Origin of the sequence: Streptomyces sp. CBMA29, from assembly GCF_014596445.1 — a bacterium.
Classification (GTDB): domain Bacteria; phylum Actinomycetota; class Actinomycetes; order Streptomycetales; family Streptomycetaceae; genus Actinacidiphila.
In genome coordinates, this window is record NZ_MECL01000096.1 from 1 (window position 1) to 22,609 (window position 22,609).

The 22,609-nt window shown below is 72.4% G+C and carries 19 protein-coding genes; 9 read left to right on the plus strand and 10 right to left on the minus strand.

Annotated features, from left to right (window positions below):
• Positions 1 to 84 precede the first annotated feature (84 nt).
• Positions 85 to 906 carry an endo alpha-1,4 polygalactosaminidase gene (locus BGM09_RS14845; protein ID WP_188282041.1) on the minus strand — a complete coding sequence of 274 codons (822 nt, stop codon included), beginning with the start codon at positions 904 to 906 and terminating at the stop codon, positions 85 to 87.
• 234 nt (positions 907 to 1,140) lie between these two features.
• Here BGM09_RS14845 and BGM09_RS14850 point away from each other — a divergent pair, with 234 nt between their 5' ends.
• Positions 1,141 to 1,899, plus strand: coding sequence for a DeoR/GlpR family DNA-binding transcription regulator (locus BGM09_RS14850; protein ID WP_188282042.1), 759 nt, complete (start codon positions 1,141 to 1,143; stop codon positions 1,897 to 1,899).
• A 14-nt stretch (positions 1,900 to 1,913) separates the two neighbouring features.
• Here the strand turns inward: BGM09_RS14850 and BGM09_RS14855 are convergent, their stop codons facing one another.
• The 3 genes from BGM09_RS14855 to BGM09_RS14865 form a co-directional block, all read right to left on the minus strand.
• Complete coding sequence (locus BGM09_RS14855; protein ID WP_223186974.1) at positions 1,914 to 4,502, minus strand: tetratricopeptide repeat protein; 2,589 nt, start codon at positions 4,500 to 4,502, stop codon at positions 1,914 to 1,916.
• A 116-nt stretch (positions 4,503 to 4,618) separates the two neighbouring features.
• Positions 4,619 to 5,125 (minus strand): hypothetical protein, encoded by a 507-nt coding sequence (locus BGM09_RS14860; RefSeq protein ID WP_188282043.1) that lies wholly within the window; start codon positions 5,123 to 5,125, stop codon positions 4,619 to 4,621.
• Between the two features lie 145 nt (positions 5,126 to 5,270).
• Positions 5,271 to 6,182 (minus strand): aldo/keto reductase, encoded by a 912-nt coding sequence (locus BGM09_RS14865; RefSeq protein ID WP_188282044.1) that lies wholly within the window; start codon positions 6,180 to 6,182, stop codon positions 5,271 to 5,273.
• Between the two features lie 399 nt (positions 6,183 to 6,581).
• Between BGM09_RS14865 and BGM09_RS14870 the strand changes: the two genes are divergently transcribed.
• From BGM09_RS14870 to BGM09_RS14880, 3 genes are all read left to right on the plus strand, one after another.
• Positions 6,582 to 8,636, plus strand: a complete 2,055-nt coding sequence (locus BGM09_RS14870; protein WP_188282045.1) for a DNRLRE domain-containing protein — start codon at positions 6,582 to 6,584, stop codon at positions 8,634 to 8,636.
• Positions 8,633 to 9,136, plus strand: coding sequence for a hypothetical protein (locus tag BGM09_RS14875; protein ID WP_188282046.1), 504 nt, complete (start codon positions 8,633 to 8,635; stop codon positions 9,134 to 9,136). The genes BGM09_RS14870 and BGM09_RS14875 overlap by 4 nt, the downstream gene beginning before the upstream one ends.
• A gap of 270 nt (positions 9,137 to 9,406) precedes the next feature.
• Positions 9,407 to 10,696 carry a benzoate/H(+) symporter BenE family transporter gene (locus BGM09_RS14880; RefSeq protein WP_188282047.1) on the plus strand — a complete coding sequence of 430 codons (1,290 nt, stop codon included), beginning with the start codon at positions 9,407 to 9,409 and terminating at the stop codon, positions 10,694 to 10,696.
• 73 nt (positions 10,697 to 10,769) lie between these two features.
• Here the strand turns inward: BGM09_RS14880 and BGM09_RS14885 are convergent, their stop codons facing one another.
• A complete protein-coding gene (locus BGM09_RS14885) occupies positions 10,770 to 12,740 on the minus strand; it encodes a discoidin domain-containing protein (protein ID WP_188282048.1) in 1,971 nt (656 codons plus the stop codon).
• Positions 12,741 to 12,913: 173 nt separating this feature from the next.
• On the opposite strand from BGM09_RS14885, the gene BGM09_RS14890 reads away from it, so the two are divergent.
• On the plus strand, positions 12,914 to 13,936 hold the full coding sequence (locus BGM09_RS14890; protein WP_188282049.1) for a LacI family DNA-binding transcriptional regulator: 1,023 nt from the start codon (positions 12,914 to 12,916) through the stop codon (positions 13,934 to 13,936).
• Between the two features lie 55 nt (positions 13,937 to 13,991).
• Here the strand turns inward: BGM09_RS14890 and BGM09_RS14895 are convergent, their stop codons facing one another.
• Positions 13,992 to 14,852 (minus strand): SCO6745 family protein, encoded by an 861-nt coding sequence (locus BGM09_RS14895; protein ID WP_188282050.1) that lies wholly within the window; start codon positions 14,850 to 14,852, stop codon positions 13,992 to 13,994.
• A 230-nt stretch (positions 14,853 to 15,082) separates the two neighbouring features.
• Between BGM09_RS14895 and BGM09_RS14900 the strand changes: the two genes are divergently transcribed.
• Positions 15,083 to 16,363 carry a VWA domain-containing protein gene (locus BGM09_RS14900; RefSeq protein WP_188282051.1) on the plus strand — a complete coding sequence of 427 codons (1,281 nt, stop codon included), beginning with the start codon at positions 15,083 to 15,085 and terminating at the stop codon, positions 16,361 to 16,363.
• On the plus strand, positions 16,363 to 17,220 hold the full coding sequence (locus tag BGM09_RS14905) for a hypothetical protein (protein WP_223186984.1): 858 nt from the start codon (positions 16,363 to 16,365) through the stop codon (positions 17,218 to 17,220). Before BGM09_RS14900 ends, BGM09_RS14905 begins: the two co-directional genes overlap by 1 nt.
• Before the next feature lie 65 nt (positions 17,221 to 17,285).
• Here BGM09_RS14905 and BGM09_RS14910 read toward each other — a convergent pair whose 3' ends face one another.
• Positions 17,286 to 17,654: a DUF427 domain-containing protein gene (locus tag BGM09_RS14910; protein WP_188282052.1), complete on the minus strand. Its 369-nt coding sequence runs from the start codon at positions 17,652 to 17,654 to the stop codon at positions 17,286 to 17,288.
• A 191-nt stretch (positions 17,655 to 17,845) separates the two neighbouring features.
• On the opposite strand from BGM09_RS14910, the gene BGM09_RS14915 reads away from it, so the two are divergent.
• Entirely contained in the window at positions 17,846 to 18,067 is a 222-nt protein-coding gene (locus tag BGM09_RS14915) for a hypothetical protein (RefSeq protein ID WP_188282053.1), read from the plus strand.
• A gap of 31 nt (positions 18,068 to 18,098) precedes the next feature.
• Here BGM09_RS14915 and BGM09_RS14920 read toward each other — a convergent pair whose 3' ends face one another.
• The 3 genes from BGM09_RS14920 to BGM09_RS14930 are packed head-to-tail and all read right to left on the minus strand — an operon-like array spanning position 18,099 to position 21,540.
• Positions 18,099 to 18,848, minus strand: coding sequence for a succinate dehydrogenase/fumarate reductase iron-sulfur subunit (locus BGM09_RS14920; RefSeq protein WP_188282054.1), 750 nt, complete (start codon positions 18,846 to 18,848; stop codon positions 18,099 to 18,101).
• Positions 18,845 to 20,830: a fumarate reductase/succinate dehydrogenase flavoprotein subunit gene (locus BGM09_RS14925; RefSeq protein WP_188282055.1), complete on the minus strand. Its 1,986-nt coding sequence runs from the start codon at positions 20,828 to 20,830 to the stop codon at positions 18,845 to 18,847. The genes BGM09_RS14920 and BGM09_RS14925 overlap by 4 nt, the downstream gene beginning before the upstream one ends.
• A 5-nt stretch (positions 20,831 to 20,835) precedes the next feature.
• Positions 20,836 to 21,540, minus strand: a complete 705-nt coding sequence (locus tag BGM09_RS14930) for a succinate dehydrogenase cytochrome b subunit (RefSeq protein ID WP_188282056.1) — start codon at positions 21,538 to 21,540, stop codon at positions 20,836 to 20,838.
• A 96-nt stretch (positions 21,541 to 21,636) separates the two neighbouring features.
• Between BGM09_RS14930 and BGM09_RS14935 the strand changes: the two genes are divergently transcribed.
• On the plus strand, positions 21,637 to 22,530 hold the full coding sequence (locus tag BGM09_RS14935) for a LysR family transcriptional regulator (protein ID WP_188282057.1): 894 nt from the start codon (positions 21,637 to 21,639) through the stop codon (positions 22,528 to 22,530).
• Positions 22,531 to 22,609 lie beyond the last annotated feature (79 nt).

Consider the following 22,609-nt stretch of genomic DNA (forward strand, 5'->3'; position numbering starts at 1 on the left):
GGGCCGGCCGCGGCCGGTCGGCGGTCCGGACGTCCGGCGAGGTCGGCCGGGCGGGCGGAACAGCCGGTCGGCGGGTTCAGCGGGTCAGCAGGTCTGGCGCACGTATCCGCTGGTGCCCAGCGGTACGACGTCCACGTCGCGGCGGACGACACTGAGCTTCGTGCCGTAACCCGAGCACGCCTTCTGGAGGCCCTTGGCGGTGTACTCGATGACGATCACGTTGTTGCCGAAGCCGGAGGTGTAGTCGCCGCACTCGTTGTACGTGGCGCATTCCTCGGCGACGGCGAAGTCCAGGCCGTTGGCGACCCGGTCACCGGACAGTTGCGGGGTGTTCTTCTGCGCGATCGCCATGTTCTTGGAGTGCGCGTGGGCGGAGAGCAGCTTGATGTACGACTCGGCCTCGGCCTTGGTCAGGTAGCCGGAGAAGCGGTCGTAGGTGTCGAAGTTGTCGGGTTCGACACCCTGGAAGCCCTTGGCCGCGCACTGGTCGACCCAGCCGTTGACCTTGTTCGCGATCCGCTGCCGCTTGTCGGCGGTGCGGATGTCGAGGATCGCCTCGTTCCAGTCCTTGTCCTTGACGACGGCGCCCTTGGAGTCCCGCAGCAGCAGGTCGGCGTCCCACTGGCCCTCGGCGCCCTCCTGCGCCTGGAAGGCGTTGACGTAACAGATGTTGTAGACCCCGGCGGCGGCCGGAGCGGTGTAGTCGCGGCTGACCACGGAGACACCGGCGGGCGGGGTGTAGGGGCCCCCGATCTGGTAGTCGAATCCGGCGTGTGCCGGAGGCGGGGAGACGGACTGGGGCGCGGCCCCTGCGGAATCGGGAGCGAGTGAGGGGACAGCCACGACTGCGGCGACGGCCGCGAGGACGGCCAGACTCCGACGGGACCGGACACGATTCATGCGCATCATCGAGCTCCTGATGATGGGGGGTACGTCCCCGCCTCGGACGCTGACAGCGATCCTGGCGACTTTGTCCGGGCTTGCGGCGCACGGCCGCCCACCGGCTAGGCGTACCTCTGACGTCGGTGCTCAACTCCGACGTTCGCCAGGAGTTAACCGCGCAGAATTCGTCATGTCAACCGCCCTCTTCTGCGCAAATCATGCTCACTTACACATCGGAGTGCGCATTATGCTGCACGCATGCTGAGAACTGAGCGTCATGCGCGCATACTTGAGCATGTCTCCGCCAGGGGCGGCATCGACGTCCACGAGCTGTCCCGGCTGCTCGACGTCTCCACGGCCACCGTCCGGCGCGACCTCCAGCACCTGAGCGAACTCCACCTGCTGCGCCGCACCCACGGCGGGGCGGCGGTCGGCCCGGTCGACCTGGAGGTCCCGCTCCAGCACCGCGCGGGGCGCAGCAGGCCGGAGAAGCAGGCCATCGCGAGGGCGGCGGCGGCCCTGGTGCCGGACGGCGCGGTGGTCGGCATGAACGGCGGCAGTACGGTGACGGAGGTGGCCCGGCTGCTGGCCGCCCGCGGACCGCTCACCGTCGTCACCAACGCCGTGAACATCGCGGCCGAGTTGGTCCTGCACAAGCACGTGACGCTCGTCGTGATCGGCGGCAACGCCAGGAACGCCAGCTATGAACTGGTGGGCCCGATCGCCGAGAAGACACTGGCCAGCTACCACACCGACATCGCCTTCCTCGGCGTCGACGGCATCAGCGCGGCCCACGGCTGCACCACGCACGACCAGTTGGAGGGCGGCACCGACCGCGCCTTCGCCGACAACAGCGACCGTACGGTCGTGGTCGCCGACCACACGAAGATCGGCCGGGCCACGCTCGCCAAGATCTGCCCGCTCGCCGAGATCCACGACCTGGTGACCGACGGCGCGGCGCCGGACGCCGAGCTGGCCCGTATCGCGGGCGCGGGCGTACGGGTGACGGTCGGCTGAGCGGCGGCTTGCCTTCACGGCGCCGGGGCACGCCTGACGCGCAGGGTCAGCACCTGCGACTCCTCACGCCAGTAGGCGATGTTGTGCCGGGTGATGACCGTGTCGCCGTGCTCAGGACCGAGCACCCGCTCCATGTCGGCCAGCAGCTCCTCGAAGGCGCGCGCCGCGCCTGCCGCGTCCCCCGCCCGCCCCCGCAGCCGCGCGACATTGTGCCGGGTGGTGAGCGTGTGCGGATGGTCGGGGCCCAGCACCCGCAGCCGGTCCGCCAGCAGTTCCTCGAAGGCGCGCGCCGCGCCGCTGACGTCCCCGGCCCGGCCGTGCAGCCGCGCGATGTTGTGCCGCGTGGTCAGGGTGTCCGGATGGTCGGGGCCCAGCACCCGAGCCGCGTCGGCCAGCAGTTCCTCGAAGGCTCGCGCCGCGCCCTCGGCGTCCCCCGCCCGTCCCTGCCAGTAGGCCAGGTCGTGCCGGGTGGTCAGAGTGTCGGGGTGGTCGGGCCCCAGCACGCGCACCATGTCGACCAGCAGCTCCCGTAGACCCTCGGCCGCTTCGGCCGTCTCCCCCGCGCGACCGCGCAGCCGGGCCATGTTGTGCCGCGTGCTGAGTGTGTCCGGATGGTCGGGGCCCAGCACCCGCAGCCGGTCCGCGAGCAGCTCCTCCAGCGCGGTGGCGGCACCCTCCGCACCGTCCGCGTACTCCGCCTCGCCGCTCCAGTAGGCGATGTTGCCGCGGGTGGTGAGCGTGTGCGGGTGGTCGGGGCCGAGCACCCGCAGCCGGTCCGCGAACAGTTCACGGAAGGCGCTGATCGCGCCCTGCGCGTCGCCCGCCGCGCCCCGCCAGTACGCCAGGTCGTGGCGGGCGGCGAGGGTGTCGGGGTGGTCGGCGCCCAGGTGCTGGTGGGTGCTCCTGGCCAGCAGCCTGAAGTGTCCGGCCGCGGCGGCCACTTGGCCCGCGACGCCCAGACTCTCGCCGACCCGGTAGAGCAGCGCGTGCGCGTGCGGGCGGTGCAGGGCGCTCTCCGCCTTGCCGGTCAGCGCGGTGGTGTTGGCGCGCAGCGCCTGCGCGAGGTCGGTGTCGCGCTCGACCTCGGGCCAGACCGCGGTCAGGGCGTCGGCCGCGGTACGGGCCAGCGCGTCGTGGTCCGCCTCGCCGAGCGTGTCCCGGACGGCCCGCTGGACGAGCTGGTGGACACGGACCGCCCGGTGCCCGGTCTTCGGGGTGTGGTCGATCAGATTGAGCCCGTGCAGATCGCGCAGGGCCCGTACGGTCTGCTGCTCGGTGATCCCGTGCGCCGGGCACTGCTCGGGGGCGGCCCCGCGCACGACGCGGGTGAGGTGGTCGCGGACCGGCCCGCTGGTGAGCACCGGTTGCGGGATGCCGTTCGGGTCGAGCAGCGCGGCCAGTTCCAGCAGGGACCTGGCCAGGCCCCGGGGACCGCGGGCGTCGGCGCGGTCCACCGACAGCGACCAGACGGCGGCCACGCCCGCGGTCTGGTCGTCGGGCAGGGTCGGCGGCCTGAGGTCGGCGAGCCGGGCCCGGTTCGCCAGCAGCGCGCGGTAGTCGTGGCAGCCGATGTCGGCGTCGATGAGATACGCGGCGGCCTGGGACAGGGCCAGCGGCAGTCTGCCCAGGTCCTCGGCGAGCAGCGCGACCTCCTCGGGCGCCTCCACCCGGCCGCGCGCGGCCAGCGCCGCCGTCAGGTAGCCGGTCGCCTCCGGCGGGGTGAACAGGCCGACGGTCACCATGCGGCGGCCCGCGCCGGTCAGGGCGGCGTCCCGGCTGCGGGTGGTGACGACCGTACGGCCGAGGGGGTGGTCGGGCGGCCACAGGCCGGTGAGATCGGCCGGGTCCGTCACATTGTCGAGGACCAGCAGCCAGCGGCAGTGTCCGGCCGCCGCGCCGGGACCGGGCTCCAGCCAGGCCAGGAACTCCTGCGCGGCGCGCGCCGGTTCGTCCCGCTCGATGTGCAGCACCTTCGCGGCGGCGTCCGCGTACGCGTCGATGACGGCCTGCCGGGTCGAGGCCGTGACCCACATCAGCAGGTCGACCTCGCCCGCCTGCCAGGCGTGGTGGGCGCGCCGGGCGGCGAGCTGCGTCTTGCCGACGCCGCCCATGCCGGTGAGCACCTGGCAGACCACGGCGGTGCCGGGGCCGGTCAGCGCGGTGTCCAGGGCGTGGATCACGTCCCGGTACTGGAACCAGTCGGCCGACCGGGGTACCACGCCGACCCTGACCGGCCAGTCGACCGGCGAGCGCGGCGCGACATGCCAGTGGTGGTGCTGGTGGATGTCGCCCGCGACGCCCGCCGCGACACCGCTGCCCGCGGCGGTGACGGTCGACGTAGCGGGAGGGGCCGGAGGCCGGGCCTGGGCCCGCGCGTGGGTTTGGGACTGGGACTGGGCTCGGGCCGGGCCGTACGTCTCGGAGCGGGCCTGGGCCGGGGTCGGTGCGGGCAGCGCCGGAAGCGTCGGTGCGGGCAGCGTAGGAAGTGTCGGCGCGGTCTCCCATGGCTCGGGAGCGCGCGGCGGCACCACCGGCGCGGCGGGGTACGGCGAGGGTTCCGGTGCGTACGGCGAAGGCGCGCCGGGCGCGGGCGCCGCGGACAAAGGGGCGGCCGGTGGAGGGGTCGCGGCTGTTGGACCCCCTGGTGAGGGGGCCTCGGGTGGTGCGGCCACGGGTAATGGGGTCGCGGGTGGAGGGGCGGGGACGGCTCCGGGTGCGCTCAGCCCTGGGGCGGACCCGGCGGAGGAGGGTTTTCCATCCGTACGTCCCCCATCCGCAACGACGCCACGGACCTGTCCTCGGCTCGTACGGTGACGTCGCCGCCGACCGCGATGCCGTCACCGGTGGCCGCCGTCCCGGCGGGCGGGCCGCCCGGGGGTCCGCTGCCGTAGGGGCGGTCCCGCAGCCGGTCCACCGCCCGCCGGAGCGCCGTGGCCAGCTCCGCGTCCCGCTCGACGGCCTCGTCCAGCGCGTCGGTCAGGCGGCGCCTGGTCCGCTCGGTGACCGCGCCGTCAGGCGCGGCGCACTCCTCGGTGGCCCGCAGGAGCGCGGGGTCCTCGCCGAGGAGCACGCGGACCAGCGAGTACAGCCGGTCGAGTTCGCCGAGTTGGACCTCGTCCAGGTCGCGCCGCCGCTGCCCGGCACCGTTCGCTCGCCACGTGAGCCACACGCAGACATGGCCGACCGCGGCCTCGACACCCGTCACCCCGTACCCCCATGCGCTCATTCGTCTCCACCGACGCGCGACCGCGCGGCCCGGCACCCGATTCTGGCAAGCCGACGCGATTTACGCACCGCGGGCACACGATTCCACAGATGACCCACGGTGCACACGCGTTAACTCCGGCCCCCGGCTGGGGTATCTCGGCTCCTCAGGCGCCCCCGTGGTGCAGCGCGTCCAGGGCTGCCAGTTCGTCGGCGGTGAACCGCAGCGCGCCCGCGGCCACGTTCTCCACCAGGTGGTCGGGGTTGCCGGTGCCGGGGATGGCCAGGACGTGCGGGCCGCGCTGGAGGGTCCAGGCGGTCCGGATCTGGGCGGCGGTCACGCCGTGGGCGCGGGCCGCGGCCAGCACCTGCCCGCTCTCCGCCGCGCCCGCCCCCGACTCGCGGCCCGCGCCCGCGATGGCGAAGAACGGCACGAAGGCGACGCCCTGTTCACCGCAGAGGTCCAGGAAGTCGTCGTCCTCGCCGGGCAGCCCGAGCGCGTACTTGTTCTGTACGCACACCACCGGTGCGATGGCACGGGCCTCCGCGAGGTGGCGAGGCCCGACGTTGGAGATCCCGAGGTGACGGATCAGCCCCCGCTCGCGCAGTTCGGCGAGCGCGCCGAAGTGCTCGGCGATCGAGTCCGCGCCTTGATTGCGGTAGTTGACCACGTCGAGGTGGTCGCGGCCGAGCTGCCGCAGATTCTCCTCGACCTGTCCGCGCAACCGCGCGGGCGTCGCGGCGGGCAGCCAGCCGCCCGAAGGGTCGCGCCCCGGGCCGACCTTGGTGGTGATGACGAGGTCGTCGGGGTACGGCGCCAGCGCCCGGTTGATCAGTTCGTTGGCCGAGCGCAGGGCGGAGAAGTAGAACGCGGCGGTGTCGATGTGGTTCACACCGAGTTCGACCGCGCGCCGCAGCACGCCGATCGCCCGCTCGCGGTCGCTTGAGCCGCTGTCGGCCGCGAACGCCCTGCCGTCCTGCGGCAGCCGCATCGCCCCGAAACCCATCCGGTTGACGGTCAGATCGCCGAGCGTCCAGGTGCCCGCGGCGTCCGCGGTGATCGTCGTCTCAGAAGTCATCGGAGGATTCTCCCACGGCGGCCCACAGCCGTCCCCGAGCGGCATCGGGGTGGCATTCAGGCCACATGCGGAGTCCGGCGGGAGTGTCGCGCATCACCGTCGCGACCGGGACCGCACGGGCCGTCCGGCCTTGTGCCCGCAGGTCATGCCGGGTCATAGTCGTCCTTGGCACCGTACCGAAACATTTCGGGACCGCCCGGTGGGGACCGGATCCGGCCGAAGCGGAATCGGCGCGGCGCCGCTGCGTGCCCGCCGTGTCCCCCTCCCCGGCCGCCGGGCTACAGGAGTGCAACAGTCGTTACGGGGAGGCTGACCCCAAAGCGGGCCAAACGTTAACCTTGCCGCATCTTGCGGCCGTTGGGCGCCGCTGGGGGAACAGCACAGAGCTCAGGGGGGCTCATGCGAAGAGCTGGGGCAATAACCGCTGCCTTCTCACTGGCGGCGGCTTCGATGATCGGATTCACCGCCGCGCAGTCCGCGTCCGCGCTCACCGCGCCGGTCGCGATGACCGCGGACGACCTGCCGACCTGGCAGACCAACGGCGTCGTGTGGGCGCTGGCCCAGGCGCACGGTGTGGTCTTCGCGGGCGGCACCTTCTCCACCGTCCGGCCGCCGGGCGCCGCCGCGGGCACCGGCGAGCAGCAGGCGCTCAACTTCCAGGCGTTCGACGCCGCCACGGGCGCGCCGACGTCCTGCAAGCTGTCCTTCACGGTCGGCTCGGGCACCGCGACGATCCGGGCGCTGGCCGTCTCACCGGACGAGTCGACGCTGTACGCGGGCGGCACCTTCGGTTCGGTGAACGGCGTTCCGTCGAGCAGCCTGGCGGCGATCGACATCGCCACCTGCACCGTGAAGACCACGTTCAAGGTGTCGGTCTCGGCGCAGGTCCGCAGCATCGTGGCGACGAACGACACGGTGTACGTCGGGGGCAATTTCCTCACCGTCGCCGGGCAGCCCCGGCAGCGCTTCGCCGCGCTGACGACCACGGGCGCGCTCAAGCCGTTCACGGCCAACGCCGACAAGGCGGGCAAGGCCATGGTGCTCAGCCCGGACGGCACCAGGCTCGTCATCGGCGGCGACTTCAACACCGTCAACGGGGTCAGCTCGCACGCGCTGGCCGTGGTGAACGCCACGACCGGCGCCAATGTGAAGACCTATCCGGGCTTCATCTCCGCGACCTCCACCGTGCAGGACCTCACGAGGGACGCCACCGGCTTCTTCACCGCCAACGAGGGCACGGGCGGCGGTGTCTTCGACGGCCGCATCGCGCTCAACTTCAGCGACCTCAACCAGCGCTGGCGCGACACCTGCCTGGGCGCGACCCAGGCCGTCACCGTCTACAAGGGCGTGCTGTACAGCGGCTCGCACGCCCACGACTGCTCCAGCATGCAGCAGTTCCCGCAGCTCAACAACGACCGGCAGCACCTGCTCGCGGAGTCCGTCGACAACCCGAGGCCGCTGCTGAGCTGGTTCCCCGACACCGACGACGGCCCGAAGGGTACCGAGCAGATCGGCCCGCGCGCCATGACCACCGCCTCCGGCGGCGGCACCGACTACCTGTGGGTGGGCGGCGAATTCACCCGGATCGCCAGCAACGGCAACCGGCTCCAGCAGGGCCTGGTCCGCTTCCCGAGCGGCCCCGACACGCGCGCGCCGTCCGTACCGCTCCAGGTGACCGCGGCGAACGTGTCCGGCGGGGTGCGGGTGAGCTGGCAGGCCAGCCTCGACCTGGACGACTCGACACTGACGTACAGGATCTACCGCGACGGCACGCAGGTCGGCACCGTCACCGGTGACTCCAAGTTCTGGATCCGCCCGACGCTGACCTTCACCGACACCGCCGCCTCACCCGGCACCACGTACGCGTACCAGGTCACGGCGGGTGACGCGCCCGGCAACACCAGTGCCAGGTCGGCCGCGGCGGCCGTCACGACGCCGGGCACGCCGACGTCCTCGACGGTGACGCTCAACGCGACGGCGGACACGTACGTCAACGCGGGCGCGCCCTCGGCGAACTACGGCCCGGACCAGCAGCTCGCGGTGCGCGGCACGTCCGCGTACCACACGTATCTGCGGTTCAACCTGCCCGCCGCGCCCAGCGGCATGGTGCTCAAGAGCGCGCAGTTGACCCTGCGCACCAGCTCCGACGCCATCGCCAGCTCGGTCGACACGCTCAATGTGCAGCATGTCACGGGGAGTTGGACGGAGACCGGGGTGACCTGGAACACCCGTCCCACGCTCGACCCGACGGTGCTCGGCACGGTGCCCGCGCCGGCCGCGCTCCAGACCGACTACACCGCGACGCTCACCGCGGCGGCGCTGACGCCGGGGCTCGGCGGTTCGTACGACCTCGCGGTGACGTCCACCGGCACGGACTCGGCCTGGTTCTGGTCGAAGGACGCGCCCGGCACGTCGGGACACCCGCAGCTCGTCCTGACCTTCGCGAAGCCGTGACCGCGACCAGGGCCCGGTTCGCCGCGGCCGTCGTCATCGTGACGACGGCCGCGGCCGTCCTGGCCGGATGCGGCGGCGGCGGACACCCGGACGCGGCGCGGGACCGCGCCACCCCCGCCGGCGAGCGGCCGGCCTCCTCCGCGCCCGCGATCGGCCCCGACGGCACGGCGGAGCCGTCCGCCTCGGCCTCGGCCGGTTCGGGCGGCAGCGGCGGTGCGAACGGCGCCACCGCCAAGGAGTCGACCCTGCCCAGATCCCAGCTCACCCCGGCCACCGGCACGTTCACCGACCAGCAGAAGAGCTATCTGGTCGGCAAGGTGCCCAAGGGCATGGACCCGGCCGCGGTTCTCCAGACAGGACAGGAGTCCTGCGACCGGATCGCCAACACCGCGGACGCGAGTCCGAAGCTGGCGAAGGAGGCCATCGCGGACGGCGAGATCGCGGACGCGAAGGACGCGATCACGTATCTCTGCCCGAAGTACAAGAGCCTGCTCCCGTAGCGGATCGACCGGCCCGCCGCGCGGCGGGCCGGTCGGCGCCGGGGACGGTCCGGGTATCGTCATCCGCGCGCTCCTTCGGGGCCGCGGATGACGATACCCGGACCGTCCCTTTCGCCGTTGTCACCTGCTACGGCGCGCGGGCCCGGTGGTCAGGCAAACGCCGAGCCTGGGGAAGCGCGACGTGATGGTTCGTCGAGCACACCGCCGACGCGGCGGAACTGCCGATCGGCCGGCCGCCCACGCGCGCCGACCGGCCCCGGAGGAGACCTGATGCCCGTCCGTACCACCGCCCCGGGGCCCGTTCGGGAGATACCCGGCGGTGACACCGCGCGCTCCGACCTCCTCCGGGCCTCGGCGGCGGGCCTGATCGCCGCCTTCGTCGGCTTCTCCAGCTCCTTCGCGGTGGTGCTCGACGGGCTCACCAAGGTCGGCGCGTCGCACGCCGAGGCCGCGTCGGGACTGATGGCGCTGTGCGTGGCGATGGGCCTGTGCGCGATCTGGCTGAGCCTGCGCTCCCGGCTGCCGATCAGCATCGCCTGGTCGACACCGGGCGCGGCGCTGCTGGCGGGCTCCGCCGGTACGCACGGCGGATTCGCGGCGGCCGTGGGCGCGTTCCTGCTCACGGCGGTGCTCATCGTGATCTCCGGGCTGTGGAAACCGCTCGGCCGGTGGGTCTCGGCGATCCCGAAGCCGCTGGCGAACGCGATGCTCGCGGGCATCCTGCTGCCGCTGTGCCTGGCTCCGGCGCACGCGGTCAGGTCCGACCCGGTGGTCGGCCTCGGTGTGATCCTCGCCTGGGCGGTCGTCGGCAGCATACGGAAGCTGTACGCGATGCCCGCCGCGGTGGTCATGGCCGTCGTCCTGATCGCCACCACCACGCACATCGACACGGCCGCGCTCGGCCCGCTGTGGCCGCACCCGGTGCTGGTCACCCCGCACTTCACCGCCTCCGCGGTGATCGGCGTCGCGCTGCCGCTGTACGTGGTGACGATGGCGTCGCAGAACATCCCCGGCATCGCGGTGCTCAACGTCAACGGCTACCACCCGCAGCCGGGCCCGCTGTTCGGCTGGACCGGCGTCTTCAGCCTGCTGTCGGCGCCCTTCGGCGGGCACGCGGTCAACCTGGCGGCGATCACCGCCGCGCTGTGCGCGGGCGAGGAGGCGGGGCCCGACCCGCGCAAGCGGTACCGGGCCGCGGTCGTCGCCGGCGGCGCGTACATCCTGCTGGGCCTGGGCGCGGCGGCGGCGGTCGCCTTCGTCAACGCCTCACCGCCCAACGTCATCGAGGCCGTCGCGGGACTCGCGCTGCTCGGCGCCCTCGGCAATTCCCTGACCGGCGCGATGGCCGACGCCGACAACCGCGAGTCGGCGGTCGTCACGCTGGTCGTCACCGTCTCGGGCGTCACCTTCTTCGGCGTCAGCGGCGCTTTCTGGGGCCTGGGCGCGGGCGGCGCGCTGTACGCGCTGCGGCGGTGGCAGGCGCGCCGGACGGAGCGGGCGGCAGCGGCGGACGCCGGGCCGGAAGCGGTGGCGGGTCCCGTACCGGAGGCGGACGCGTGATCGGAAGGGGCAGCCGGACCTCCAGGAGGTCCGGCTGCCCCCGGGGCGACGCGTCGGGTCTGAGCGCCTCGGCTCAGCGGTAGAGCCGGAGGTCGGCCAGGCTCCACCAGTTGGCCGCCGTGCCCGTCGATGTGACGCGCACGTAGCGTGCCGTGGTCGTACGGGGCAGGTCGGCGACGGTGAGCTGCCCGGTTCCCTTACCGGCGGCGGCCGTACGCCAGTTGACGCCGTCGTCGCTGGTCGAGATCTGCCAGCCGCGGGCGTAGTCGCCGAGGTTGTCGCCGCTGTCGACGGCGACGCGGGAGAACGCGGTGCGCTTCTTGAGGTCGATCTGCACGTACTGGCCGGGGGTCTGGGCCGCGCCGCTGGACCAGCGGGTCGAGCCGTCGGCGTCGATCGCGAGGTCGGCGGCGCCCTGCCCGGCGGGCTGGGAGGTGGCGCTCGCGCCGTTCAGCGGCACCGCGTGGTAGCGGCTGGTCAGGTCAGCCGACGCGGGCCAGGTGAACGTCGCCAGCGCACCGCCGGGCAGGGAGTATGCGAAGGTCCGGTCGCCGACGGCGACGGCGAAGGAGCGCGGGTCGTCGTTCTCGTTGTGCACGACGAGCGCGGTGGAGCCGTCGGGGTTGCGGAAGGCGACATCGGTGAGCTGGCCGTTCCAGCCGGTCGTGCCGTAGTTGGTGCTGCCGATCCGTACCGCGCCCGGCCGGACGAACTTCGACAGGTGGCCGATGGTGAAGAACTCGGCGCTGGTGGTGACCGTGCCGTCCGGCTGGACGGTCAGCAGGGCGGTGCAGGTGTCGCAGCCGCCGTTGTGCGGGCCGCCGTCGGCGTCCAGCGCGATGTTCCAGTCGGCGACGGACTTCGCCCAGTTGCGGGTGGTGCCGACGGTGATCGTGCGCGCGTGCCAGGTAAGGGTGGAGCGGAAGATCTGCGCGGGCGTGTCGGTCGCGCCGTGCGAGCCGGAGCACTCCGTGAACCAGATGCCCTTGTCGGGGTGCGCGTCGTGCAGCGCGCTCTGCGCGCTGGGGTCGCCCGAGTAGCAGTGGTAGGCGGTGCCCGCGATCCACCGGGCGGCGGGGCTGTCCAGCACCTCGTACGGGTAGTCGGTCTGCGGGTCCTCGCCCAACTGCTCGGCGGTCTTGACGTCGTCGGGGTGCGTGGTCCAGTTGTGGTCGTACGCGAGGATCTTGGTGCGCGGGCTGGCCCGGTGCAGCAGCGGTCCCAGCGCCTGGATGACCTTGACCTGCGCCTGCACGGGCAGATCGGTGCCGGGGTACGCGGAGGGCTTACGGTTCTGCGGCTCGTTCTGCACCGTCAGGTAGTCGACGGGCACGCCCGCCGCCGCGTACGCCTGGACGAACTTCACCAGGTAGCGGGCGTAGGCGTCGTAGACCTTCGGGTCGTCCTTGAGGTGGCCGCCGATCAGCGAGTCGCCGTCCTTCATCCACGCGGGCGGGCTCCAGGGCGTGGCCATGACGGTGAGCCGGGGGTTGAGCCGCTTCGCCTGGCGCAGCAGCGGCAGGATCTGCCGCTGGTCGTGCGCGATGCTGAAGTGGCGCAGCGCGAAGTCGGTCCGCCCCGCGGGCATGTCGTCGTAGGTGTAGTGGGCGGCGGAGGCCGTGAAGTCGGAGGAGCCGATGGGCTGGCGCAGGAAGCTGACGCCGATGCCGCGGGCCGGGTCGAAGAGCTGCCGCATCGCGGAGTCCCGCGTCGTGCGGGGCAGTTGGCTCAGGACGGCGGCCGAGGAGTCGGTGAGCGCACCGCCGAAGCCGTCCATGCGCTGGTAGCTCTGGTTCGGATCGACGGTGATGGTGGTGAGGTCGGACGGTCCCCGGCCGAAGTCGACCGGCGCCTGCTGCCGTAGTTCCTGGGCTCCGTCGGCCGTGGTCAGCCACACCTGGGCGCGGGGTGGCGGCGCCGGGCGGGAGTGGGAGGCCGCGGTGGCGGCCGTCGGGGTGACGGCGGCCGTCTGGGCGGCCGGTACGCAGGCCAGGCAGAGTGCGGCGGCTGTGGCAGCGGCGGCACCTACGGCGCGTCTCCTCATCGTTCTCCTCGGGCAGCACTCACTCTGAAACGGAATGAAACGTTTTCTGGAACCGTGGCGAAAATCAGGTAAGCGGTCGGTGGCGTGCGCTGTCAATGCCTTGTACCGATCCTGCCGTGACCCTGATGGGTCGGGGCGCTAAGCTGCGCATATGAAACGACCGGGTGTAACAGTTGGCTAGGTCACCGGGCACCCGCGTGACGGTCCGCGCCATCGCCGCGGAGGCGGGCGTCTCCATCGCCACCGTGTCGCGCGTCATGACAGGACAGGCCAACGTGGCCCCCGACACCCAGGCGCTGGTCCGCCGGGCGGTCGAACGGCTGGGGGCGCCGGCCCCGGTCCGGCGCGGCGCGGCGGACGGCGCCATCTATGTGCGCTGCCCGTATGTCCTCACCGACTACTTCGGTGTGATCGTCTCCTCGATCGCCGAGACGCTGGACCTGCACGGCCGGCGGGTGGTGCTCAGCGCGGGCGACGCGGCGCGCGAGGTCCAGGTGCTGCCGGGGCTGCCGGGCGATCCGGGCATCGCGGGCGCGATCCTCATCGTCCCGCCCGAGCCGGAAAGGGAGCTGGAGATCCTGCGGGCCCAGGACTTCCCCTTCGTGGTCGTCGACCCGCGCACTCCGCTCCCCCGCGACATCGCCTCGGTCTCGGCCGCCAACCTCGCCGCGGCCCGCAGTGTCACCGCCCACCTGGTGGAGTTCGGCCACCGGCGGATCGGCGTCATCGGCGGACCCGGTGACTGGCTCGCCAGCAAGTCCCGTCTCGCGGGCCACACGTCGGCCCTCGCCGACGCCGGGGTGCTGCCCTCCCCCGAGCTCCTGCGCAGCATCGAGCCGACCGCCGACTGGGGCTACGGGGCCGCCTGCGAACTCCTCGATCTCCCCCAACCCCCCACCGCGCTCGTCGCGTTCAACGACAAGGCCGCCGTGGGCGCGCTGCGCGCCGCCTACGAACGCGGCCTGCGCGTCCCCGAGGACCTCTCCATCACCGGTTTCGACGACATCGACCTCAGCCGCAGCACCGTGCCCCGCCTCACCACCGTCCGCCAACCGCTCGAAGAGATGGGCCGGATGGCGGTCTCCCTGCTGATGCGGCTCCTGGACCGCCACATGGTCGACACCCTCCACGTCGAACTGGCCACCCACTTGGTGGTCCGCGGCTCGACGGGCCCGGCCCCGGCGCTTCCCCGCTGACGCGGGGAGCGGGCGTCCGGGGCCGTCGGTCGCGCCCGGATCGGTGACCGGTGCGTCAGCGCTTGGGGCCGGCCGCGAAGACGCCCTCGGGGAAGGCGCCCGCGGCCAGCGCGCGCATGGTGAGGCCCTGGGCGATCTCGGTGAGACGGGCGGTGGCGGCCTCGCCGAGGTGCTCGTAGGGGGCGCGGCCGAGACGGTCGGTCTCGGCCTCGACGTGGCGGCGCAGTTCGACGCCCTGGTCGGTGAGGGAGCCGTCCGCGTCCAGGAGGCCGCGGTCGCGCAGCCGGGCGACGGCCGCGTCCCACTCCTGCTCGCTCCAGCCTCGGTGGGTCCTGGCGAAGCCCGGGAGGAAGCCCTTGCCGGTCGCGGTGTGGGTGACGAGGGCTTCCAGGCCGTCGAGTTCGGCGGAGAGCAGGGCGGCGAGGTGTCCGTCGCCGCGGTACTCGCGCAGCAGCGTGGTGGCGTGCCAGAAGGCCAGGTGCGGCTCCTTCGGCGACGGAAGGGCCGCGTGGGCGGCGTACAGGACACGGTCGCCGCCGGTGCACGCCTCGGCGGCGCGCTGGGCGAGTTCGGCGGCCTCGGCCGTCTCCGGGGAGTCGACGGCGTCGCCGAGCAGGCGGCGCTGCACGGCGTCGACCGCGCGCAGCCGCGCCGCGGTGATGTCCTCGGGGGCGGCCAGGGTCCAGGCGAGCGGGATGTGCCGGGCCACCAGGGACGGGCTGAAGTTGTAGAAGGTGCTCGTCACCACGGCGGGGCCGACCGGGCCGAGGGCGGCGGCGCGGCCCGCGAAGTAGCACATGCGGTTGTTCTCCAGCCCGGCCGCGACCAGCGCCGCCTGCGTCTCGGGCGCGAAGTACACCATCGAGTGCAGCGGTTCGAGCACCCGGAAACATTTCCTACCGGCCAGTAGCGTCATATCCGCCACTTTACTGAGATCACGGCGCACGTCCACCCCCGGCGCACCACCGGCCCGCGCGCGGTCCCGGTGGCCCCCGGCCCGGCGCGCGCTCGTCGTCCCCGCCCGTGGTCCGTCCCCGTCCGTGGTCCGTCCCCGTCCGTCCGCGTCCGTCCTCTTTGGCACGGTCCCTCACCGGCCGCTGACCGGCCGACTTCAGGTTTTGACACTACCTTCACTACGATCCGGCGATGATCATAAGAAGGTTACTGACGGCCGGAGTTGGCTGCGGCCTGCTGGTCGTCCTGGCTTGCGGTCTGCTGCCCGCGAGCGCGGTCGCCGACGAACCCACGACACCGGCGACGCCGACGGCGCAAGCCGCCCCGAAGGTGGAACTGCTGCTCGACGTCAGCGGTTCCATGCGGGCGAAGGACATCGACGGGCAGTCGCGGATGGCCGCCGCGAAACAGGCGTTCGACGACGTGCTGGACTCGGTGCCGGAGAACGTGGAGCTGGGCATCAGGACGCTCGGCGCCGACTATCCGGGCAACGACCGCAAGACCGGGTGCAAGGACACCCGGCAGCTCTACCCGGTCGGCCCGCTGAACCGCACCGAGGCCAAGGCCGCGGTGGCGACGCTGGCGCCCACCGGCTGGACGCCGATCGGCCCCGCGCTGCTCAAGGCGGCCGACGATCTCCAGGGCGGCGACGGCACCCGCCGCCTGGTGCTGATCACCGACGGCCAGGACACCTGCGCGCCGCTCAACCCGTGCGATGTCGCGCGGGACATCGCCGCCAAGGGCATCCATCTGGTCATCGACACGCTCGGGCTGATCCCGGACTCCTCGACCCGCAACCAGTTGACGTGCATCGCGGAGGCGACCGGCGGTACGTACACCGCCGTCCAGCACCGGCAGCAGCTCACCACCAAGGTGAAGCAGTTGGTGGGCCGCAGCACCGACGCCGTGGTGGCCCCGGTGGCCGCCCAGGGCGCCGCGCGGTGCGCGGACGCGCCGCAGCTCAAGGCGGGGATCTACACCGACCGCGAGCTGTTCTCGGAGAACCGCTGGTACCGGGTGGACGTGCCGCCGGGGCAGGAGCTGCGCGCCTCGGTGAGCGTCTCCGCCGACCGCGCGGTGAACGCGGACTACGGCGTCCTGCTGCGTGGCGTGACCACGCACGGCCGGGAGATCGTCAGGGACGACGAGGGCGGCACCGGCCGTACCGACGTCGTGTCCGCCGGTATCCGCTACCCCAAGCCGCACGCGGACTCCGACACCCCGCCGGAGACGGTCTGCCTCCAGGTCGGCAACTCCTTCTCGGCGGCGCCGTCGGTGAAGACCACCCCCGGTCTGCCGGTGGAGCTCTCCATCGACCTGGTGGACTCCCCCGACCAGCCGTCCGACGTGGCCTTCTTCGGCCTCGGGCGCGGCTGGTGGCTGCTGGGCACGCTGGCCGTGGCCGGCGCGGTCCTCGGCCTGCTGTCGGGCTGGGTGTCCTGCTGGCGTCTGAACACGGGGAGGACCGTCTGATGCGTACGTCACCACGTAAGGCCGTACGGCTGCTGACGGTCACCGCGGCGGGGCTGCTGGCCGCCGCCGCGCTGGTCCTGAGCGCGGGCGGCGCGGTCGCCGACGACCCGTCGGCCGACCCGAGCGCGAGCACGGGTACGGGTACGGCCACTCCCGGCGACGGCGACGCCGCGCCGACGGAGGCGGGGACGAGTTTCCGTACCGCCACCGTCGTCCGGCAGGGGCAGGAGGCGACCGCGGACGCGTCGGCGGGCGACTACCTGTACTGGACGTTCCCCGCCGACAGCGGGCAGAACGTGACGGTGAAGGCCACCGTCACCTTCCCCGAGACGGCGACCCGGCACGGCGCCGCCACCTGGCAGCTCGATGTGTACGACGGGCTGCGGCGCCGCCAGCCGTGCAGATTCGGCGCGCAGAGCAGGTCCGTGGCGGCCGACGCGGGCTCGGTCGAGCTGGTCTGCCACCTGCGGGCGATCCGCTCGTGGGCCGACACCTGGTCCAACGATCCGCTGCGCGGCGGCTACTTCCTGCGGCTGACCGTGCTCGACCTGCCCGCGGCCGACCTCGGCCAGCCGGTCAGGGCGGCGGTGAAGGCCACCTCGGAGGGCACGGCCGGGCAGCAGGCGGTCGACGGCTCGGTGACGCCCGTGGTGTCGGCGTACGCGCCGCATGTGGCGCCGTCCGACGGCTGGGCGGGCACCTGGTGGTCGCCGCGCTGGCTGTGGACCGGCGGCGGCGGTCTGCTGGCCGCTCTGGCCGGTCTGGGCGCGCACCGACTCGCCCGGGGTCCGATCCGGTCCCGGCGGGACCCGCGCGTCCCTGAGCGGCCCCGCGAGCCCGTGGGATACCGGGACTGAGGCAGCGGCACGCGAGAGAGGGCCCGTCCGACCGGACGGGCCCTCTATCTTTTCGCGCGCGAGCGCTACCGCGCGGCGACCTCGACGTGTTGCGGGTAGAAGGCGACGTGCCCGGCGATCGTGCCGACCGCGTCGTACGGCTTCTCGTACGTCCACACCGCGTCGGTGACCTCGCCGTCCGCGGTCACGAGGGAGTAGTAGGAGGCGTCGCCCTTGTAGGGGCAGTACGTCTGGGACTCGGTCGGGCGCAGGGCGCCGGCCTCGACGTCGGCGAGCGGGATGTACTGCACCGGCGGGTAGTCGGCCTCGCGCAGGGTCAGGGCGTGGGTGGTGTCGGCGACGACCTTGCCCGCGGCCCGGACCACGATGCGCTCCGGGTTCGGCTCGACCGTGATGGGGTGGTCGGGACCGGGTGTCTTGACCGTGCGTGCCATGGGGACTCCATGAGTAGAACCTGGATGGACCCGAGGTGACCTGGGGGGATCTGCCGCGGTCCGCCTGTCCTGGGCGATACCCACCGAGGGTAGACAGACAGGTCTATACAGGTCAAGGACGGCTGGCGGGTAGTCGCAGATGCGACGCCCGGCGGGACAATCGGACCGCCGACGGGCGCATACTGGTGACAATGACAAAGCCTGATGCAGCGAAGCGCTTTTTGCCCACCAGTCCCTTCAAAGCCCCGGTGGCGCCGCCACCGAAGGAGTTCGCCGTGGGCAATCGGGTCACCCACGATGTGTACGGCCTCGGCCGGGTCACCGGAGTCGAGGAAGGCGTCGCGGTGATCGTCGACTTCGGCTCGCTCCAGAAGCGCATCATGAGCCCGTACACCAAGCTCACCAACCTCTGAGGTTCCAACGGCGTGGGGACCCCGGAGGTTCCTAACGGCGTGGGACCTTGCGGGCCGCCCGCAGCCACTCCTTGTTCATCGCGGTGATCGAGGTCAGCGGGATGCCCTTGGGGCAGGCGGTGGCGCACTCCCCCGTGAGCGTGCAGCCGCCGAATCCCTCGTCGTCCATCCGCGTGACCATGTCGAGGACACGGGTCTCGCGCTCCGGCGCGCCCTGCGGCAGTACGTTGAGGTGGTTGATCTTCGCGGAGGTGAAGAGCATCGCGGAGCCGTTGGGGCAGGCGGCGACGCAGGCGCCGCAGCCGATGCACTCGGCGTGTTCGAACGCGGAGTCGGCGGCGGCTTTGGGTACGGGCGTGGCGTGTGCTTCGGGCGCCGCGCCGGTGGGCACGCTGACGTAACCGCCGGACTGGATGATCCGGTCGAACGACGAGCGGTCCACGACCAGGTCGCGGACGACGGGGAAGGCTGCGGCCCGCCACGGCTCGACGTCGATGGTGTCGCCGTCCCGGAACGACCGCATGTGGAGCTGGCAGCTCGTGGTGCGCTCCGGGCCGTGCGCGTCACCGTTGATCACCAGGCTGCACGCGCCGCAGATGCCCTCACGACAGTCGTGGTCGAAGGCGACCGGGTCCTCGCCCTCGACGGTGAGCCGTTCGTTGAGCGTGTCGAGCATCTCCAGGAACGACATGTCGGGCGAGACGTCGTCGACCTGGTAGGTGGCCATGGCGCCGGGCGCTTCGGTGTTCTTCTGGCGCCAGACGCGCAGGGTGAGCTTCATGCATAGCTCCGCTGGGTGGGGTGTACGTAGTCGAAGACGAGGTCTTCCTTGTGCAGGACGGGCGCGCCGCCGGTCCGGGTGAACTCCCACGCGGCGGCGTAGGAGAACTCCTCGTCCCGGCGGGCGGCCTCGCCCTCCGGTGTCTGGGACTCCTCGCGGAAGTGGCCGCCGCAGGACTCGGCGCGGTGCAGCGCGTCGAGGCACATCAGCTCGGCCAGTTCCAGGTAGTCCACGACGCGGTTGGCGCGCTCCAGCGACTGGTTGAACTCCGCGCCGCTGCCCGGCACCTTGATCCGGCGCCAGAATTCGTCCCGGATCTGCGGGATACGGTCCAGCGCCTTGCGCAGCCCCTCCTCCGTCCTGGCCATCCCGCAGAACTCCCACATCAGCTCGCCGATCTCGCGGTGGAAGGAGTCGGCGGTGCGGTCGCCGTCGACGGCGAGGAGCAGATGGAGCCGGTCCTCGGTCTCGGCGAGGACTTCCTGGACGACGGGGTGCTCGGCGCCGATCTCCTCGCGCCCCGGGTGGCGGGCCAGGTAGTCGTTGATGGTGGCCGGCAGCACGAAGTAGCCGTCGGCCAGGCCCTGCATCAGCGCGGAGGCACCGAGCCGGTTGGCGCCGTGGTCGGAGAAGTTGGCCTCGCCGATCGCGAAGAGGCCGGGCACGGTGGTCTGGAGGTCGTAGTCCACCCACAGGCCGCCCATCGTGTAGTGCACGGCCGGGTAGATCCGCATCGGGACCTCGTACGGGTCCTCGGCGGTGATCCGCGCGTACATGTCGAAGAGGTTGCCGTACTTCTCCTCGACCGCCCTGCGGCCCATCCGCGCGACGGCGTCGGCGAAGTCCAGATAGACGCCCTGGCCGCCGGGGCCGACGCCGCGGCCCTCGTCGCAGACGTTCTTCGCGGCGCGGGAGGCGATGTCGCGCGGTACGAGGTTGCCGAAGGAGGGGTAGATCCGCTCCAGGTAGTAGTCGCGCTCGTCCTCGGGGATCTCGCCGGGCGGGCGGGCGTCGCCCCTGGTCCTCGGCACCCAGATCCGGCCGTCGTTGCGCAGCGACTCGCTCATCAGCGTGAGCTTGGACTGGTGGTCGCCGGTGCGCGGGATGCAGGTGGGGTGGATCTGGGTGAAGCAGGGGTTGGCGAAGTACGCGCCGCGCCGGTGCGCCCGCCAGACGGCGGTCGCGTTGGAGTTCATGGCGTTGGTCGACAGGTAGAAGACGTTGCCGTAGCCGCCGGAGGCCAGCACCACGGCGTCCGCGAAGTGGCCGCGGATCTCGCCGGTGATCAGGTCGCGGGCGACGATGCCGCGGGCCCTGCCGTCGATGACGATCAGATCGAGCATTTCGGTCCGCGGGTGCATCTCGACATTGCCCGCGGCGATCTGCCGGGACAGCGCCTGGTAGGCGCCGAGCAGCAGTTGCTGGCCGGTCTGGCCGCGGGCGTAGAAGGTGCGGGAGACCTGGACGCCGCCGAAGGAGCGGGTGTCGAGCAGGCCGCCGTACTCACGGGCGAAGGGCACGCCCTGCGCGACGCACTGGTCGATGATCTCCACCGAGATCTGGGCGAGGCGGCGGACGTTGGACTCGCGGGCCCTGAAGTCACCGCCCTTGACGGTGTCGTAGAAGAGCCGGTGGACGGAGTCGCCGTCGTTGCGGTAGTTCTTCGCGGCGTTGATACCGCCCTGCGCGGCGATCGAGTGGGCGCGGCGCGGGGAGTCCTGGTAGCAGAACTGCACGACGTGGTAGCCCTGTTCGGCGAGCGTGGCGCCCGCGGAGCCGCCCGCGAGCCCGGTGCCGACGACGATCACGGTGTGCTTGCGGCGGTTGGCGGGGTTGACCAGCTTCGCGGTGAAGCGGCGGGTGTCCCAGCGGTCCTCGATCGGACCTTCGGGCGCCTTGGTGTCGGCGAGGGGCTCGCCGGTCGCGTACCGCGCGTAGTCGGTCGCGCCGGTGTCGTCGGAAGGGACGGGCGTCTCGGGCATGTCAGTCAGCTCACGATTCCGGTCATGACGCCGACGGGTACGGCGATGAAGCCGACCGTCAGCACAGTTGCGAGTGCGTTCGCGGTGGCCTTGAGCACCCGGTCACGGGTGGCGCTGCCCGCGCCGAGGGTCTGGGCGGCGCTCCAGAAGCCGTGCCTGATGTGCAGGCCGAGGGCGAGCATCGCCACGATGTAGATGACGTTGTTCCACCAGTCGTGGAAGGCGGCCACGACGTTCTGGTAGGGGTGGCCCGGCACGAAGCCGCGCTGCACGGTGCCTGTGGTCAGATCGAGGATGTGCCAGACGATGAACAGCAGCAGGATCACGCCGCCCCAGCGCATGGTGCGGGTGGCGTAACTGGCGCGCGGTCGCGGATGGGCGTATGCGACCGGCCGGGCGCGCCGGTCGAGGCGGCTGAGCTGGTACGCGCACACGCCGTGCAGCACGACGGCGGCGACCAGCACGACGCGGATGATCCACAGCGCCCACTCGTAGTGCAGGAACGGCTCGCCGAGGGTGCGCAGCCAGTGCGCGTACTCGTTGAAGCTGCCGGACCCGAAGAAGATCTTGAGGTTGCCGAACATGTGGACGACCAGGTACAGCAGCATGATCAGGCCGCTCACCGCCATGATCGTCTTCTTGCCGACGGTCGAGCCCCAGACCGTGCGCGCCATCGACGGACGTCGGTCCGTCCGCGTTGCCAGTGCCATGTCCACAGACGTTACGGTCACCGGAGTCGAGTGGTCCAAGACATGATCCAGCTCGTGTCCATAGCCTGGGCCTATCGCAGGGTTATCGTGGAACCCATGCAGTTCCAGCAGCTCGCGTACTTCGTGGCCGTCGCCGACGCCCGGCACTTCACCCGCGCCGCCGAGCGGGTGCACGTCTCGCAGCCGTCGCTGTCCCAGCAGATCCGCGCCCTGGAGACGGAGCTGGGCGCGCCCCTGTTCAGCCGGGCGCGCGGCAACATCACGCTCACCGACGCCGGGGAGGCGCTGCTGCCGCTGGCCCGGCGGATTCTCGCCGACGCCGACACCGCCCGCCACGAGGTGCTGGAGCTGGCCCAGCTGCGGCGCGGCCGGGTCCGGCTCGGCGCCACCCCGAGCCTGTGCACCGGCCTGCTCCCCGACGTGCTGCGCGTCTTCCACGACCGGCACCCCGGGGTGCGGCTGCTGATCGAGGAGAGCGGGTCGCACGATCTCGTACGGGAGCTGGCGCGCGGCGGGCTCGACCTGGCGCTGGTGGTGCTGCCGCTGCCGAACCCGTCGCCCGCGCTGACCACGGTCGAGCTCTTCCAGGAGGACCTGGTCGTCATCTCCTCGGCCGCGGCCGAGCCGCCGCGCTCACCGGTCAGGATCGCCGACCTCGAAGGCCGCCCGATGGTGATGTTCCGGCACGGCTACGACCTGCGCGACCTGACCCTCGCCGCCTGCCGCTCCGCGGGCTTCGAGCCCTACCTCACCGTCGAGGGCGGCGAGATGGACGCCGTCCTCGGCTTCGTGCGGGCCGGGCTCGGTCTGGGCGTCGTCCCCAGCATGGTCGCCGCCCGCGCGGGTCACGACCTGCGGGTCACGCCGCTGGCCCGGCCGGGGCTGCGCCGCACCATCGCCCTGGCCCACCGCAGTGACGTGGCCCCGCCACGGGCCGCCCGGGTCCTCCAGGACCTCCTCCTGGACGGCGCCCTCCTCACCGGCGGGTAACGCCGCTATGCGGCGGGACCAGGCGACGGGGCGCACCCCCGCACGGGCCGGCGAAGGACGAGCCCCCGAAGGGACGCGG